12 protein-coding genes are annotated in these 15,396 nt (G+C 70.0%); all 12 read left to right on the top strand.

The genetic code is table 11. The features are described 5' to 3' along the window. Window positions 1-117: 117 nt before the first annotated feature. Genes B7438_RS06105 through B7438_RS06050 form a run of 12 tightly spaced genes read left to right on the top strand, consistent with a single transcriptional unit; the run spans window position 118 to window position 15,342 of the window. On the top strand, window positions 118-1,392 hold the full coding sequence (locus tag B7438_RS06105; RefSeq protein ID WP_085368669.1) for a Gfo/Idh/MocA family protein: 1,275 nt from the start codon (window positions 118-120) through the stop codon (window positions 1,390-1,392). Window positions 1,393-1,447: 55 nt separating this feature from the next. After that, window positions 1,448-2,692, top strand: a complete 1,245-nt coding sequence (locus B7438_RS06100) for an extracellular solute-binding protein (RefSeq protein WP_085368668.1) — start codon at window positions 1,448-1,450, stop codon at window positions 2,690-2,692. Between the two features lie 58 nt (window positions 2,693-2,750). Beyond that, window positions 2,751-3,704, top strand: a complete 954-nt coding sequence (locus B7438_RS06095) for a carbohydrate ABC transporter permease (protein ID WP_256921887.1) — start codon at window positions 2,751-2,753, stop codon at window positions 3,702-3,704. After that, complete coding sequence (locus B7438_RS06090; protein ID WP_085368666.1) at window positions 3,701-4,570, top strand: carbohydrate ABC transporter permease; 870 nt, start codon at window positions 3,701-3,703, stop codon at window positions 4,568-4,570. Before B7438_RS06095 ends, B7438_RS06090 begins: the two co-directional genes overlap by 4 nt. Window positions 4,571-4,596: 26 nt before the next feature. Beyond that, the gene (locus tag B7438_RS06085; RefSeq protein WP_085368665.1) at window positions 4,597-5,619 is read left to right on the top strand and encodes an NAD(P)-dependent oxidoreductase; all 1,023 of its coding nucleotides are present in this window, start codon (window positions 4,597-4,599) and stop codon (window positions 5,617-5,619) included. Between the two features lies 1 nt (window position 5,620). Further along, window positions 5,621-6,697, top strand: a complete 1,077-nt coding sequence (locus tag B7438_RS06080) for a dihydrodipicolinate synthase family protein (protein WP_218775140.1) — start codon at window positions 5,621-5,623, stop codon at window positions 6,695-6,697. Continuing rightward, window positions 6,697-7,716 carry a hydroxyacid dehydrogenase gene (locus tag B7438_RS06075; RefSeq protein ID WP_085368796.1) on the top strand — a complete coding sequence of 340 codons (1,020 nt, stop codon included), beginning with the start codon at window positions 6,697-6,699 and terminating at the stop codon, window positions 7,714-7,716. Before B7438_RS06080 ends, B7438_RS06075 begins: the two co-directional genes overlap by 1 nt. 2 nt (window positions 7,717-7,718) lie before the next feature. Further along, window positions 7,719-8,639: a Gfo/Idh/MocA family oxidoreductase gene (locus B7438_RS06070; RefSeq protein ID WP_179150737.1), complete on the top strand. Its 921-nt coding sequence runs from the start codon at window positions 7,719-7,721 to the stop codon at window positions 8,637-8,639. Then, the gene (locus B7438_RS06065) at window positions 8,636-9,589 is read left to right on the top strand and encodes a GNAT family N-acetyltransferase (protein WP_085368663.1); all 954 of its coding nucleotides are present in this window, start codon (window positions 8,636-8,638) and stop codon (window positions 9,587-9,589) included. The genes B7438_RS06070 and B7438_RS06065 overlap by 4 nt, the downstream gene beginning before the upstream one ends. Then, window positions 9,586-10,965, top strand: a complete 1,380-nt coding sequence (locus tag B7438_RS06060) for a hypothetical protein (RefSeq protein ID WP_085368662.1) — start codon at window positions 9,586-9,588, stop codon at window positions 10,963-10,965. The genes B7438_RS06065 and B7438_RS06060 overlap by 4 nt, the downstream gene beginning before the upstream one ends. Next, window positions 10,962-13,154 carry a peptidase C14 gene (locus tag B7438_RS06055; protein ID WP_085368661.1) on the top strand — a complete coding sequence of 731 codons (2,193 nt, stop codon included), beginning with the start codon at window positions 10,962-10,964 and terminating at the stop codon, window positions 13,152-13,154. Before B7438_RS06060 ends, B7438_RS06055 begins: the two co-directional genes overlap by 4 nt. Window positions 13,155-13,173: 19 nt before the next feature. Then, on the top strand, window positions 13,174-15,342 hold the full coding sequence (locus B7438_RS06050) for a peptidase C14 (protein WP_256921886.1): 2,169 nt from the start codon (window positions 13,174-13,176) through the stop codon (window positions 15,340-15,342). The last annotated feature ends 54 nt before the right edge of the window (window positions 15,343-15,396 follow it).

The raw sequence follows: 15,396 nt of genomic DNA, 5'->3' as shown, positions 1-15,396 counted from the left end.
TCTTCCTTCCCGATCTTTTCATTTGCTACATGCTATAGCAATAATGCTATCGTGGGAGCGTTCGACGGCGAACCCTCCCGGGCACAGCCGCAGCGATGAAGAGAAGGCCTAGGAGCGATGGAAAACACCCCAGAGAGCACGCGACCGGTGCGCATCGCACTGATCGGCGCCGGCAACAGGGGGCAGTCGTACACGCGCTGGATCCACGCCAACCCCGAGAGGGCGCAGCTCGTCGCCGTCGCAGACCCGCGGGCGTTCCAGCGCGAGCTCGTCTCGCAGGGGAATGAGGGCATCCGGCAGTTCGACGACTGGCGTGAGCTGCTCGCTCTGCCGGAGCGGATCGCGGACGCGGTCATCATCGCCACCCAGGACAGGCAGCACGTCGAACCGGCCATCGCCTGCGCCGAGCGCGGTTACGCGATCCTGATGGAGAAGCCGCTCGCCCCCACCGAGGAGGAGAGCAGGCGCATCGTCGATGCCGTCGAGGCGAGCGGAGTGCTGTTCGGCGTCTGTCACGTGATGCGGTACATGCCGTACACCGATCTGGTGAAGAGCATCGTGGACACCGGGGTGCTCGGGGACATCATCAACGTGCAGCACCTCGAGCCCGTCGGCTGGTGGCACATGGCCCACTCGTACGTGCGCGGACCGTGGCGCAGGGAGGACCTGGCGGCCCCGATGCTGCTGGCGAAGTCCAGCCACGACCTCGACTGGATCAGGTACGTCACCGGCAAGCGCATCGCCGGTGTCGCGAGCTTCGGCTCCCGCCACCACTTCCGCCACGAGAACCGTCCGGCGGAAGCCGCGGACCGGTGCCTCGACTGCCCGCTCCAGAACAGCTGCCCGTACGCGGCGCAGAAGCTCTACCTCCCGGTCGTGCGCGACGAGGGAGCGGTCTGGCCGGTCACCGTCATCACCGACGACGCGACGGAGGCCGGAGTGATCGAGGCACTCAGGACCGGTCCGTACGGCGTCTGCGTCTACGCAGCGGACAACACGGTCGTCGACAACCAGGTCGTCGCCCTGCAGTTCGAGGACGGCACAGCCGGCACCTTCGTCATGACCGCGTTCAGCGAGCAGGAGCACAGGAAGACCCAGCTCTTCGGCTCGCACGGGATGCTCGACGGCGACGGGGAGCGGGTCACCGTCACAGACTTCCGCACCGGAGAGTCCGCCGTCTACGAGACGGCGCCGACGGGTGCGGCCAACGCCGGGGGAGACCACGGCGGAGGAGACGGCGGCGTCATGAACGCCTTCGTCGCAGCGGTCGCCACCGGCGACCCGTCGTACATCCGGTCAGGACCGCGCGAGTCGCTCGACAGCCATCTCGCCGTCTTCGCCGCAGAGCGGTCACGGCACCACGGCACCGTGGAGTCCGTTCCCCGAGCCTGACAGCGTTCCACCCCACCCGAGCGACATCCGTGTCGCGCCACCGAGAAGGAGCAGCATGCGGTACAAGAAAATGATCACGGCGACCGCCGTGGCAGCGACGGCAGCGATCGCTCTGGCGGGCTGCAGCGGAGGGTCCGGCGAGTCCGACACCTCCAAGAAGACCGTCACGATGTGGATCTACCCGGTCATCGCCGACGAGAAGGCGCACAAGACCTTCTGGGACTCGACGATCAAGGCGTTCGAGGCCGAGCACAAGAACATCACGGTCAAGTACGAGATCTACCCGTGGGCCAACCGCGACGAGTCACTGGCGACAGCGATCGCGGCAGGCAAGGGGCCCGACCTGGTGTACCTCATCCCGGACCAGCTCTCCACGTACCAGAAGTCGATCGAGCCGATGGACGCGTACCTTCCCTCCGCACAGAAGAAGGACATCCTCGACAACGTCACGAAGTCGATCACCATCGACGGCAAGCTGATGGGGGCACCGATCCTCACCAGCGCCAACGCGCTGATGTGCGACGCCAAGGCGTTCGACGCCGCCGGCATCACGGAGTACCCCAAGACCTGGGACGACCTCGAAGCCCTCGCCCCGAAGTTCAAGGAGAAGGGAATCTACGTCACCAACTACTTCGGCTCGCCGGATGTCACCCTCAACATGACCTTCTACCCGCTGCTCTGGCAGGCGGGAGGCTCCGTCTACAACAAGGACGGAAGCAAGGTCGCCTTCGACAGCGCGGCGGGCGAGAAGGCGCTCAGCCTGATCTCCGGCTTCGCCAAGGACGGCTCCATCGAGAAGGACCTCATCTCCACGATGCCGAGCCTCGAGCAGACCGCGCTGGCGAGCAACAAGGTGGCGTGCACCTGGCAGTCCGGCCCGGCGGACGTCACCTCGTTCTGGGGTGAGGACGCGATCAAGATCCTCCCGCCGTTGACCGACAAGGAGTCCGTCTCGTACGGCACCGTCGGCTCGCTGGCGATGCTGAAGGGCGCGACGTCGAAGGATGCGGCCGGCGAGTTCGCCGCGTACGCGACCGACGCGGAGAACTCCAAGAAGTTCGACCTGGCGTCCAACTTCTTCTCCCCGCTGAAGTCCACCGGCGAGCTCTACGCGGACGACCCCATCCAGAGCGCCATCGAGAAGACCATCCCGACCAGCAGGGTCGGCGAACTGCAGCCGAGTGCTCGTGCGGTGATGGGTGTTCTCGCACCGGAGATCCAGGCGGCGCTCCTCGGCACCAAGACGCCGAAGCAGGCGCTGAAGGATGCGGCAGCCGCCGCCCAGCCCCTCATCAAGTAACAAGCCCTTTGCTCGGGGCGGGGAGCGATCCCCGCCCCGAGAAGGAGGAGGAATCCCCGTGACAACGACCAGACCGGCCCCGGCGGCGTCCAGACCCCCGGAGCAGCGCGAGCAGCGCAGAGACGTCGGGCGACCGCCCGGCCTGACCAAGCGCATCCTGGCCAGGCGTGAGGCCCGCATCGGTCTCTTCTTCGTGCTTCCCGCGTTCCTGCTGTTCCTGGCGTTCCGCTTCGGACCGGCGCTGGCCGGTGTCGGCCTGAGCTTCTTCGACTACGACATCTCCGGAGAGCTCGACTGGAAGGGCGTCGGCAACTTCCAGCGGATGTTCGCCGACCCGGTGTTCTGGCAGGCGCTGCGGGTCACGCTGATCTACTCCGTGCTGGCCGTGCCGATCTCGGTGGCCCTGTCGATCGCGATGGCGCTCGGTGTTCGGAGGGCGTTCCGCGGCTCGCGGATCTTCCGCTCGGTGTTCTTCCTCCCGGTGATCACCTCGCTGGTGCTCGCGGGGGCCATCTTCAAGTGGATCTTCTCCAGTGACGGGCCGTGGTCGACGCTGATGACGCCGCTCGGTCTCGGCGGCTCGTGGCTGAACTCGACCGTCCTGGTCATCCCCGCGCTGGTGATCGTGGGCGTGTGGTCCCGGTTCGGCTACGGGATGCTCATCGTCATCGCCGCGCTCCAGGACGTGCCGAGAGAGCTGGAGGAGGCGGCGCTGATGGACGGGGCGAGCGCGTGGGCGCGGTTCAGGTTCATCGTGCTCCCGTACCTCAAGCCCACCGTGTTCTTCCTCGCCGTCATCGAGACGACGGCGTCGTTCCAGGTGTTCGACCTGGTCTACGTGATGACCCAGGGCGGACCGGCGCACGGCAGCTACTCGCTCGTCTACATGCTCTACGACCAGGGCTTCAAGTACACCGACTACGGGTACGCCGCCGCCATCGGCGTCGCCCTGTTCGTCATGACACTCGTCGTCGCGCTCATCCAGCGCCGCGTGATCGGGAGGCAGAAATGACCGCCGCGACCCAACGCATCCCGCGCACCAGGCGTGCGTACCGGGCGCTCGAGCCGAGCAGGATGGGCCTCGTCGTCCGCTACATCTGGCTGACGATCGCCGCCGTCGTGTGCTTCTTCCCGTTCTACGCGATGGTGATCCTCAGCCTGAAGCCCGGCCTCGCCGTCGACTTCCCCGCGAGCCTGATGCCGTGGAACCTGTCCACCGCGTCGTACGAGCAGGTGCTCGGCGGGCAGAACATCCTGGTCTGGGTGGGCAACACGCTGATCTACGCCCTGGTCAGCGTCGTCGCTGTGCTGCTGCTGTCCGCGATGGCGGGCTACGCGTTCGCGAAGAAGCGGTTCCGCGGCAAGGAGACGATGTTCTGGTCGTTCCTCGCGATGGTGATGGTGCCGTTCCACGTGACCCTCATCCCCACGTTCATCGTGCTGGCGAAGCTGGGCGGCGTCGACACGTACTGGGGTCTGATCCTGCCGACGCTCGCGAACGCGCAGGCGGTGTTCCTGATGCGCCAGTTCATCCAGGGCCTCCCGGACGAGCTGTTCGAGGCGGCGAGGATCGACGGAGCGGGCGAGTTCCGGATCTTCCTCACGATCGTGCTCCCGCTCTGCAAGCCGGTGCTCGCCACCCTCGGCGTCTTCATCTTCCTGTGGCACTGGAACGACTTCCTCTGGCCGTTGATCATGGCCAAGAGCTCGGACATGTGGACGCTCACCGTTGGCGTCGCGTCGCTGCAGCAGCAGAACGTCCCGCTCAGCGTGATGCTCGCCGGCTCGGTCGTCGCCCTCGTCCCCATCTTCTTCGCCTATGCCGTGGCTCAGCGCTACGTGCAGGAAGGCGTCACATCGGCGGGCATCAAGGGATGACCGGCCGTCCAGCAGGAAAGGCAGCCATGTTCACCTCAGAGATCGAGCTCGAAGACGCCCTCGCCACCCCGCGCCCCGAACTGGTCGACGACCTGGCGGAGTCGTCCGGCGACATCGTCATCCTCGGCGCAGGCGGCAAGATGGGCCCGAGCCTGTCCAGGCTCGCCCGCAACGCCCTCGACCAGGCCGGCCGTTCGTCCGACACCGTCTACGCCGTCTCCCGGTTCTCGAACCAGGAGGCGCGAAACGGTCTGGAGGAGAAGGGCGTGACGACGGTGCCGTTCGACCTGCTCTCCGACGACGACTTCGCCGCGCTGCCGGATGCGGAGAACGTGGTGTTCATGGTCGGTGCGAAGTTCGGGGCGGCGACCAACGCATCCTGGGCGTGGGAGGTCAACGCCGCGCTTCCCGACCGGGTGGCCAGGCGGTACAGGGACAGCGCGATCACCGCGATGTCCACCGGCAACGTCTACCCGTTCGTGTCGCCGGCGAGCGGTGGGTCGGTCGAGACCGATACGCCCGCTCCCGTCGGCGAGTACGCCATGTCGTGCCTTGGCAGGGAGCGCGTGTTCGAGTTCGCCGCGCTCACCCGCGCGACGCCGGTCTCCGTCGTGCGGCTCAACTACGCCATCGACCTCCGCTACGGGGTGCTGGCGGACATCGCGTCGACCGTGCTCGCCGGGGAGCCGGTGTCGCTGACGACGGGAACGGCGAACGTGGTGTGGCAGGGCTACGCCAACGAGGTGGTCCTCCGGTCGATGCGGCACGCGAGCGAGTCGGTGTTCACCGTCAACCTGACCGGGCCGGAGCAGCTCTCCGTGCGGGCGGTCGCGCAGCGCTTCGGGGAGCTGTTCGACCGCGAGGTGCAGTTCGAGGGCACGGAGGCGCCGACGGCGCTGCTCAACAACGCCGGCCGGTGCTTCGAGCTGTTCGGCTACCCGACCGTTCCGGCCGGCACACTCGTCGAGTGGCAGGCTGACTGGCTCTCCCGCGGGCTCCCCACCTCCGGCAAACCCACCAAGTGGGCCGTCAGGGACGGGAGGTTCTGAGGTGCTGTCCACTCCGCTCACCGCTCCCGCCCTCCCGGAGGAGATCGCGGCGCTGCTCGCGCGCGGCACGGTCGTCCCCGCGCATCCACTGGCTCTGGATGCGCACCGCAGGCTCGACGAGCGCCGCCAGCGCGCGCTCACCCGCTACTACCTCGCTGCCGGAGCGGGCGGCATCGCCATCGCCGTGCACACGACGCAGTTCGAGATCCACGAACCGGAGCGCGGACTGCTCGAACCGGTGCTCGCCCTCACCGCCGACGTGCTCGACAGGGAGGCGGACCGCCCGCTGGTCAGGATCGCCGGAGTTGTCGGCGACACCGCCCAGGCGGTGCGGGAGGCGCAGCTCGCCGCCGGGCTCGGCTACCACGCCGTGCTGCTCAGCCCCCGGGTCGCCGGGGCGGACGAGGACGCGCTGATCGAACGCGCGCGCGCCGTGGGCGAAGTGCTGCCGGTGGTCGGCTTCTACCTGCAGGAGGCCATCGGAGGGCCGGTGCTCTCGCGCTCGTTCTGGCGGAGATTCGCCGATCTGCCGTCGGTCGTTGCCGTCAAGGCCGCTCCGTTCGACCGGTACCGCACCGCCGAACTCGTGCGCGGCGTCTCGGAGTCCGACCGTGCGGACGCCGTGAGCCTCTACACCGGCAACGACGACGCGATCGTCGCCGACCTCACCGCCGTCCACCACGTCGAGACGCCGTCCGGGATGCGCGAGGCGCGCTTCGTCGGAGGGCTGCTCGGGCAGTGGGCGGTTGGCACGCGTGCGGCGACGCAGGTGCTGGCGCTCGCCCACCGGGCGGCGGACGGCGACCGCGAGGCCGGAGCGGAGCTCAGCGGCCTGGCCGCCGACCTCACCGACCTCAACTCCGCCGTTTTCGATCCGGCCAACGGGTTCGCGGGAGTGATCGCCGGGGTGCACGAGATGCTGCGCCAGCAGGGGCTGCTCGACGGCATCTGGTGCCTCGACGAGCACGAGACGCTGTCGCCGGGGCAGGCGGAGGAGATCGAGCGGGTGCGGCGGCAGTACCCGCACCTCAACGACGACGCGTTCATCGCGGAGCACCGCGACGAGTGGCTGCGCTGATGACCGCATCCCCGTCCGTCATCGTGGCCGTGCCCTCCGGGCTCCGCGCCGAGTTCTTCACGGAGGACGACCTCGCACTGCTCGGTGCGGCCGCGGCAGGTCTGGTCGGTGACGGTCTCGCGGTCGCCGAGTCCGTCGAGGACGCCGCAGCCCGGTTCGACCCGGCCGCCGTGCAGGTGGTCGTCATCGCCTGGGGCGCACCGCGCTTCGACGACGGACTGCTCGACCGCCTGCCGTCGCTGCGGCTGATCGCGCACACCGGAGCGAGCGTGAAGCCGTTCGTGTCCGAGGCGTGCTTCGAGCGCGGCGTGGCCGTGACGCAGGCCGGCGCGGGCATGGCCAGGTCGGTCGCCGAGGTGTCGCTGGCGTTCACGCTCGCGCTGCTGCACCGCATCCCGCGGTTCGATCACGCGCTGCACGCCGGCGCGGAGTGGGCGGACGCCGAGGACGCGCCGGCCAGGCACGAGCTGCTGGATGCGCCGATCGGCGTGGTGGGTGCCTCGCGCACCGGGCGTGCCTACCTCGGGATGCTGCGGGCGCTCGGCGCCCGCGTGCTGCTGGCCGACCCCACCATCGACGACGCCGAGGCGGAGACGCTCGGCGCGACCCTCGTTCCGCTGTCCACGCTGCTCGCGGAGAGCAGGATCGTCGCGCTGCACGCCCCGTCGCTCCCGGAGACCAGGGGGATGATCGGCGCGACGGAGCTCGCGACGATGCCGGATGGCGCAGCACTGGTCAACACGGCCAGGTCGTGGCTGGTCGACGAGGAGGCCATGATCGCCGAACTGCGCTCCGGCAGGATCGACGCGGCCCTCGACGTGTTCGACGACGAGCCGCTGCCCGCCGGCCACGAACTGCGAACGCTTCCGAACGTGCTGCTCGTCCCGCACAAGGCGGCGGGGACGGTCGAAGGGCGGCTGCGGCAGGGACGCATCGTGGTCGACGAGATCGGCCGGTTCTGCGCGGGGGAGAGCCTGCTGCACGCGGTCTCCTCCGCCGACCTGAAACGGATGGCGTGAGCGTGCGCGTCGCATTCGCCGGGGTCGCGCACTCGCATCCCTTCACGGATGCGGCGAACCTCTCCGGGCTGGGCGCCGAGGTCGCCGGGGTTTGGGACGCGGACGACGCCGACCGGCTCTCCGCCTTCGCCGAGCGCTTCCGCGCGCCCGTCGTCGCCGACCTCGACGCGCTGCTCTCCCTCCGCCCTGACGTGGTCGTCGCGACCCCGCGCACCGCCCGCGCGGCGGACGTGGCGACCGCCTGCGCGGCCGCCGGGGTGCCGGTCTTCCTGAACAAGACCATCGCGACCTCGGCGGCCGGCCTTCGCAGGTTCGAGGAGCTGCGAGGCGCCGCGCGCTGGGCCAGTTCCTCCGTGCTCCGGTTCGCGCCGGAGGCCGTCGCGTTCGGCTACCGGATGTGCGCAGAGCGCCCGCTGTCCATCCAGGTCGCCGCGCAGCACGACATCGGCGGGTTCCTGACGCCGGAGCGTCGCTGGCAGGACGAACAGGACGGCGCGGGCGGCACCCTGCTCAACATCGGCATCCACGCGTTCGAACTGCTCGACCTGGTGACCGGCGGCGACGGCATCGAGATCGTGGGCGGCACGGTGGAGCTCGGCGCGCTCGACACGCGCTCCGAGTCGGCCGGGCTGGTCTGGGCGCGCACGTCGGGCGGTGTGCCGGTGACCGTCTCGGTGAGCGGTGTGCCGGGCCCGGACGAGTACAGCGTGCGGATCGTGGCGGAGAGCGGTGTGCACACGCTCGCGCTCGGCGACGCGTCCGACCTCGGGTACGCGGCGCTCGCCGCGGCGGTGGTCCGGTTCGCGGCGGGCGGGGATGCGCCGGTCGGCCGGGAGCGCACGCTCGCCGTGTACCGCACCGCCCTCCGGGCGGCCGCCGTCGCGCGCGGCGCGCTGCCGGAGACCGTGGGAGCGCCGGCATGACGGGCACGGTGACGCTGCGGACAGCATCCACGTCGGACGACACGGCGATCGCTGCACTCTGGGCGGAGGCCTTCGCGGAGCCGGGGATGCTCGCCCAGTGGGAGCTCGATCCGAACAGGCACGCCTCCACCATCGTCGCCGAGGACGGCAGCGGGGTGATCGGGAGCGTGTATCTGCTCGATCACGGCCTGCGCAGCGCGGGCGGACGGATCGCGCGCGTGCTCGGGCTCGCGAATGTCGCCGTCGCCACGCGGGCACGCGGCAGGGGCGTCGCGCGGATGCTGACCGACGAGGCCGTGGCGTACGGCCGGCGCACCGGCTACGACTGGGCGCTCCTCTTCACCGGGACTCCGCACGTCTATCGCGGTGCGGGGTTCGTGGTCTTCCAGCAGCGCAGGCGCCGGATCGGGTCGCTCGCATCCCCGGATGGCGACGGCGGGCGCCCGGGCGGGATCGGCAGACGGCCCATCTTCGGCCTCGCGCCGGAACACCTCTCCACCATCCACGACGCGGCGACGGCGGCGCTGCCGCTCAGTGCGGTGCGCGACGAACTCGGCTGGCGGCGCGCATACGGCTGGTATGCGGGCGCCGACGTTTACCTCGCGACCGGACGCGACGCCAGGGAGGCGGCGTACGCGATCGTCCGCACCGCGGGCACGCAGCACGGCGGCGCAGACGCCGCCGTGCTCGAAGCGGGAGGCAGCCCCGAGGCGCTCACCGCTGTCGGCCACGCGGTGCGCGCCGACCTCGCAGCAGCAGGCGTCTCGACCATCGAATTCGACCTGCCGGGCGGCCAGCCGTTCGACGCCCTCGTGGATGCGTTGAGCAGCGACGCCGCCTGGCAGCCGGACGGGACCGGCATGATCCACCCGCTCGACGGGACGCTCGCCGACGCGCTCGCGACAGCCGAGCATCCATCGGCCCACCACTGGACGGGAGACTACCTGTGACAGCACTCGGAGCACGGCAGGCTGTGCCGCACACGGACGCGGCCATCGGCATCGCCCGGCGCGACATCACGCCCCCGGCCGGGATCAGGGCGAAGAACTGGGGGCCGGCGGACTGGGAGCGCTCGGAGGGAGCGCACCGTCCGATGACGCTGACGGCGCTCGCCGTGGGCGACGCAGAGCCCGTGCTGCTGATCGCGGTCGACGGGACGTGGTGGCGCAGGGTCGACGACGAATGGTCGGTGCGCTCGCGGGTGCTCGACGCGCTGGGGCTCCGCGACGACCAGCTGATGATCGCCCTGTCGCACACGCACGCCGGTCCGGTGCTCTGCTCCGCAGACGCCGACCTCGACGGGGGCGACCTCATCCCCGGCTATTTGGACAGGCTCGCCGAGGCCGCCACGGACGCCGGCCGCGAGGCGCTGCAGTCCGCGGAGCCCGCCAGCATCGACTGGACCACCGGTCGGTGCTCGCTCGCGGCCGACCGCGAACTCGACCTCGACGGACGCGCGCTCGTCGGGTTCAACCCCGACGCGGAGACCGCTGACGACACGGTGCTGGTGGGCAGGGTCAGCGCGGCGGACGGCACGACGCTCGCGACCATCGTCAACTACGCCTGCCACCCGACCACGCTGGCCTGGCAGAACAGGCTGGTGTCTCCGGACTACGTCGGCGCGATGCGCGAACTCGTCGAAGAGCAGACTGGGGCGGCCTGCCTCTTCCTGCAGGGCGCATCCGGCGAGCTGGCCCCGCGCGAGCAGTACACGGGAGACCTCGGCGTCGCCGACCGGCACGGCAGGGCGCTCGGGCACGCGGTGCTCTCCGCCCTCGACCTCCTCCCTGCGCCTGGGCACGAACTCGAACTGTCCGCGGTGGTCGAGTCCGGCGCCCCGCTCGCGATGTGGACCGAGACCATACAGACGCAGAGCGACGCTATCGCGACCAGCAGGGATGCGGTGCTCCTCGACCTCGCGCCCCTCCCCACCATCGAGGAGCTGGAAGAGCGGTGGGCGGACATCGACCCGCGCAGCAGGGCCGAACGTCTCGGCAGGGCGCGCAACCTGCGCGACGGCTACGTCCTGGGTGAGCAAGTCGAGCATCCGGTGTGGACGTGGCTGCTCGGAGACGCTGTGGTCGTCGCGCATCCCGGAGAGGCGTACTCGCGGCTGCAGCGCACGCTCCGCTCCGCGTTCCCCGGCCGCCCCGTCGTCGTGATGAACCTCACCAACGGGCCGGGTTTCGTCTACCTCCCAACGCGCGACGCGTACGAGCGCGGCGCGTACCAGGCCTGGCAGACCCCGCTCGCCCCCGGCTCCCTCGACAGGCTCGAGGACGCAGCCGTGTCCGCCATCCGCACGATCATCGAGGAGCAGCAATGACAGCGTCACCCGTTCCACCTCGCACCCCCGCAAGCACGCGCCGCGGGCTGATCGTCGGTCTGAGCGCGGCTGCGCTCGGCGGCGTCGGCGTGCTCAACGCCGCCGCCCCGGCGGAGGCGACCGCACCGCAGAAGCCGGGAGCGTCCGGGGAGGTGCAGCAGGCCAGGACGGTCGCCGATCTCGGCAGGATCCAGGCGAAGGACGGCCAGCTCGCCATCGCGGCCGGATACCGCACGCCCGGCGACGCAGGACGCCTGATCTACCGGGGCGCCAGCGCGAAGGGCACGAAGGTGAACGGCGGCACCGTCGTCCCCGGCAAGAACGGGACCGTCTGGGTGCTGCAGCACGACGGCACCCTCGACTTCCGTGTCTTCGGCATCGACGGGCCGGGCCGGGCGGCAGACGACGCGCTCGACGCGATGGTCGGCGACCCCACCGTCGAGCGGATCGAGGCGCACACCGACCTCAACTTCGTGCGGCGCCACGTCTTCACCCGCTCCCGCATCGAACTCGACTTCGGCGGCCATCTCATCACCACGGAGGGCATCGCGGCGAACAGCCACGACAACCCGTTCGGCGCCGTCCTCTTCTTCACGGGAACGCCGGAGGGTGCTGCCGTGCAGTACGCGCTGGCGGAGGCGTGGCCGGAGCTGACAGACGCGGTCTCCGTGCCGGACGCCTCGGTGTTCCCCGTCGACAGCTGGTGGGCGGTGCAGTGCGCACCCGTCGCGGGCGGAGGAGGGGATGAGCGGGAGCTGCAGCGCTTCGTCCGCGTGACGCAGCAGCTCGACGCCACGCACATCCGGGTCGACTACCTGAACGGCTGGCCGCTCGAAGCCGGCCGCAGCCTCAGCTGGCGCAAGGTCGCGCCGGTGGAGCGCGTGCGCGTGCGCAACATGCGCTTCGTGGGGTCGGGGCCGTACACCGGGCCGACCGACGGCTCGCTCCCCGACGCCCGCGAACTCACCGGATCGCACCCGACGGCCTTCGAGTACGCCGTGCACTGCGACGTGTCCGACATCCATGCCACGCACACCTGGTGGCCGGTGGTGATGCGCCGCTGGAACACCCACTTCGTCACGGAACGCTGCTCGATCGAGAACCCGCCGACTGTCTTCTACGGCGGCGCCGGCTACCTCACCCAGCAGATCTACTGCCTCTACGGGCACGTCCGCGACTGCGCGTCCTCGAACGCCAGGCACCTCAACGACCTCACCGCCAGCGCGTACTGCATGGTGGAGAACTGCCACGGCGACGGCGACGACCAGGGCGGCAACCCGTTCACCACCCACGGCCAGTACGAGCACGACCTCACGTTCATCGGATGCTCGGGCCTGATGGACATCGCCAACTCCGGAGCGCAGTGGGGCACGTCGGCGAAACGCATCACGGTGCGCGACCATGTCTGCTCCTGGTTCGTCGCCGGCACCAAGATCACCGACCTGACCCTCGAGAACGTGCGGGTCATCGGGCGGTCGACCTTCGACCCCCAGGCGACGCTCACGATAAACGCGGACGGCGCCCAGCTGCGTGGATGCACGGCAGGGCTGTTCGCCGTCGGCCAGCGCAGCGCGCGCTCCACCCGCCCGACGGTGATCGAGGACTGCACGTTCTCGCTGCCGAAGGGGCAGGTGCTGGTGCAGACGCCCGTGACGGCGACCGTCTCGTTCGTGCGCTGCCGCATCGACGGCATCGACGGCACCGTCGCCAGGGGGAGCGGGGCCGTCCGCTTCCACGACTGCGACCTGAGCGGCCCGGCGAAGGGCGACCCGTTCCAGCTCGCGGGAGCGGAGGTGACCGTGCGCGGAGGGACGCTCACCGGGGTCGCGCTGGTCGCGACGGCGGCGAAGGATCAGGTCGTCACCGTCGACGGCGCCCGGCTGAGCACAGACCGCACCGGCGGTGCGACGCTGAGCAGGGCGGCGGGGGCCGGCGTGGTCACCTGGCGGATCGACGGCGTGACCTCCTCAGCGCCGACGGGCACCCCGCACCTCGCGATCGAGTCCGGCGTCAACCACGCCAGAATCGTCGGCTCCCAATTCGGCGGGGGACGCATCCAGTTGCCGGACGCCGGCTTCGCAGCACCATCCACCCTGCTCTACGACGCGGCGATCGAGCGCGGCGTGGAGCGAACCGTTCCCGAACAGACGAAACGCATCATCGTCGGCGACAGCATCGTCGTCGACTGACACGAAAAGGAATCCACGGATGAACAGTGTTCAGGGCACCACCACCGATGCAGCATCCACCGCAGGCGCACCGGCGTCCGGTACGAGACGCGGCCTGATCGTCGGCCTCGGCGCCGTCGTGCTCGGCGGCGCGACCGCGATCGGCGCGGCCACCCCGGCCGACGCGGCCGTCGTGGCGAAGAGCAGCGGCTCCGGCTCGATCCGCCAGGCGCGGCTCGTGCGCGACCTCGCCGGCGTCAAGGCGTCCGACGGCGAGCTGATCGCGGTCGCCGGGTACAGCGTGCCGGGGGACGCGGGCGATCTCGTCTACCGCGGAGCGTCGCGCTTCGACGGCACGCCGAACGGCGGCACCGTCATCGCGGGCAAGAACGGCACGGTCTGGCTGCTGCAGCACTCCGGCACCGTCGACTTCCGGCAGTTCGGTGTCTTCGGGCCGGACAAACCGGCCGACGACGCTCTGGATGCGATGGTCGGCGACCCGGCCGTCTCGCGCATCGAGGCGCACACCGACCTGAACTTCCTGCGCAGGCACATCTTCACCCGCTCCGGACTCGAACTCGATTTCGGCGATCACCTGATGACCACGGAGGGCATCGCCGCCAACACGTACGACAACCCGTTCGGCGCCGTGATGTTCTTCTCCGGGGTGGTGACCAAGGACGTCCAGGTGGCCACTCTCGCCGAGGCGGTGCCCGATCTCGGCGACATCTTCCCGGTCGCCGACGCCAGCTGGTTCGCCGTGGACTCCTGGTACGCCGCCGACGTGAACGCGCTCAGCGGGCGCTGGGAGAAGGAGCTGCAGAAGCTCGTCCAGGTGACCCAGATCGTCGACCCGACCCACATCCGGGTGAACTACAAGAACGGCTGGCCGCTCGCCGAGGGGCGCACCATCACCTGGACCCGCGTCGAGCCCGTGCAGAACATCCGGATCAGCAACCTCGTCTTCCGGGGCAAAGGCACCGACCAGTACACCGGCTCGCACCCGATCGCGTTCGAGTACGCGGTGCGCTGCGACGTGGAGAGGGTGGTCGGCTCCCTCACCTTCTGGCCGCTGATCATGCGGCGCTGGAACACCTTCTACTCGACCATCGAGTGCACCCTCTCGAACCCCACATCCGTGACGTACGGCGGGGCGGGCTACCTGACCCAGCAGATCTACTGCCTGTACGGCTACGTCGCCAACTGCCACACCTCCAACGCCAGGCACCTCAACGACTTCACCGCGAGCGCGTACTCGATGGTCGAGAACTGCCACGGCGACGGAGACGACCAGGGCCCGTTCGTCACCCACGGCCAGTACGAGCACGACCTCACGTACACGGGCAACTCCGGGCTGATGACGTTCGCCAACTCGGGAGCGGCCTGGGGCTCGGCGGCCAAGCGCATCACGGTGCGCAAGCACGTCTGCTCCTGGTTCGTCGCGAGGGTCCGCATCACCGACCTCACCCTCGAAGACGTCAAGGTCATCGGCAAACCGTCGCTCGCGGGATCCGGGATGCTCTGGATCAACGCAGACGGCGCCCAGCTCACCGGATGCACGGCGGACAGCACGCTGGTGATCACGCAGTCGTCGTCCGCGTCGTCGCGGCCCACCGTGATCCGGGACTCCTGGTTCCGGTTCGCGGCGCCGGGCAACCTCACCGACGCCAGCGTGAAGGCTCCCGTCCTGTTCGACGCGACGACGCTCGAGAACGTGGGCGGCGTGAAGATCCTCGGCGCGGGCGACATCACCTTCCGCGACAGCAGGCTCGGCGCGGCGGCCGGTGCCGACGCCCTGCAGACCTCCTCCGCGAACACCCGTTTCGAGGGCACCGTGCTCGACGGAGTCTCCGTGCTCGCCGCCGGGACGGCCGCCCAGACTGTCGAGGTCGTCGGCGGGAGCCGCGTGTCCGGTGCGGGAGGGACGGGCATCGGCCGCGGCGGCAGCGCAGCGGTCACCGTGCTCTTCGCCGACAGCACCTTCGCCCGCTCGGACAACGGGAGCGCCCACGTGTCGCTGACCGGAGGGACGAACCACTACCGCGCATCCGGTTGCCGCTTCGACGGTGGCAAGCTCGAGTTGTCCGCTGCAGGCTTCGGGTCGGGATCGACCCTGCTGCACACGGCGAACGTCGAGACATCGGTGAAACGCGTCGGCTTCCCCGACGACTCGGACCGGGTCATCACCGCGGGCAACATCTCCGTCTGACCGGCACCGGCTCCAGCACGGCACGCACCAGCACATCAGCTCCACCAGAAAGGA

The organism is Leifsonia sp. NCR5 (assembly GCF_002105485.1).
Taxonomy (GTDB): Bacteria; Actinomycetota; Actinomycetes; order Actinomycetales; family Microbacteriaceae; genus Leifsonia.
Note: the sequence above shows the minus strand (reverse complement) of the source record. Positions and strands in the feature narration are given on the sequence as shown.

Bases quoted from the DNA above. Each gene is read 5' to 3' on its own strand.
- B7438_RS06105 (WP_085368669.1), top strand. From the start codon at position 118: ATGGAAAACACCCCAGAGAGCACGCGACCGGTGCGCATCGCACTGATC.
- B7438_RS06100 (WP_085368668.1), top strand. From the start codon at position 1,448: ATGCGGTACAAGAAAATGATCACGGCGACCGCCGTGGCAGCGACGGCA.
- B7438_RS06090 (WP_085368666.1), top strand. From the start codon at position 3,701: ATGACCGCCGCGACCCAACGCATCCCGCGCACCAGGCGTGCGTACCGG.
- B7438_RS06085 (WP_085368665.1), top strand. From the start codon at position 4,597: ATGTTCACCTCAGAGATCGAGCTCGAAGACGCCCTCGCCACCCCGCGC.
- B7438_RS06075 (WP_085368796.1), top strand. From the start codon at position 6,697: ATGACCGCATCCCCGTCCGTCATCGTGGCCGTGCCCTCCGGGCTCCGC.
- B7438_RS06065 (WP_085368663.1), top strand. From the start codon at position 8,636: ATGACGGGCACGGTGACGCTGCGGACAGCATCCACGTCGGACGACACG.
- B7438_RS06055 (WP_085368661.1), top strand. From the start codon at position 10,962: ATGACAGCGTCACCCGTTCCACCTCGCACCCCCGCAAGCACGCGCCGC.
- B7438_RS06050 (WP_256921886.1), top strand. From the start codon at position 13,174: ATGAACAGTGTTCAGGGCACCACCACCGATGCAGCATCCACCGCAGGC.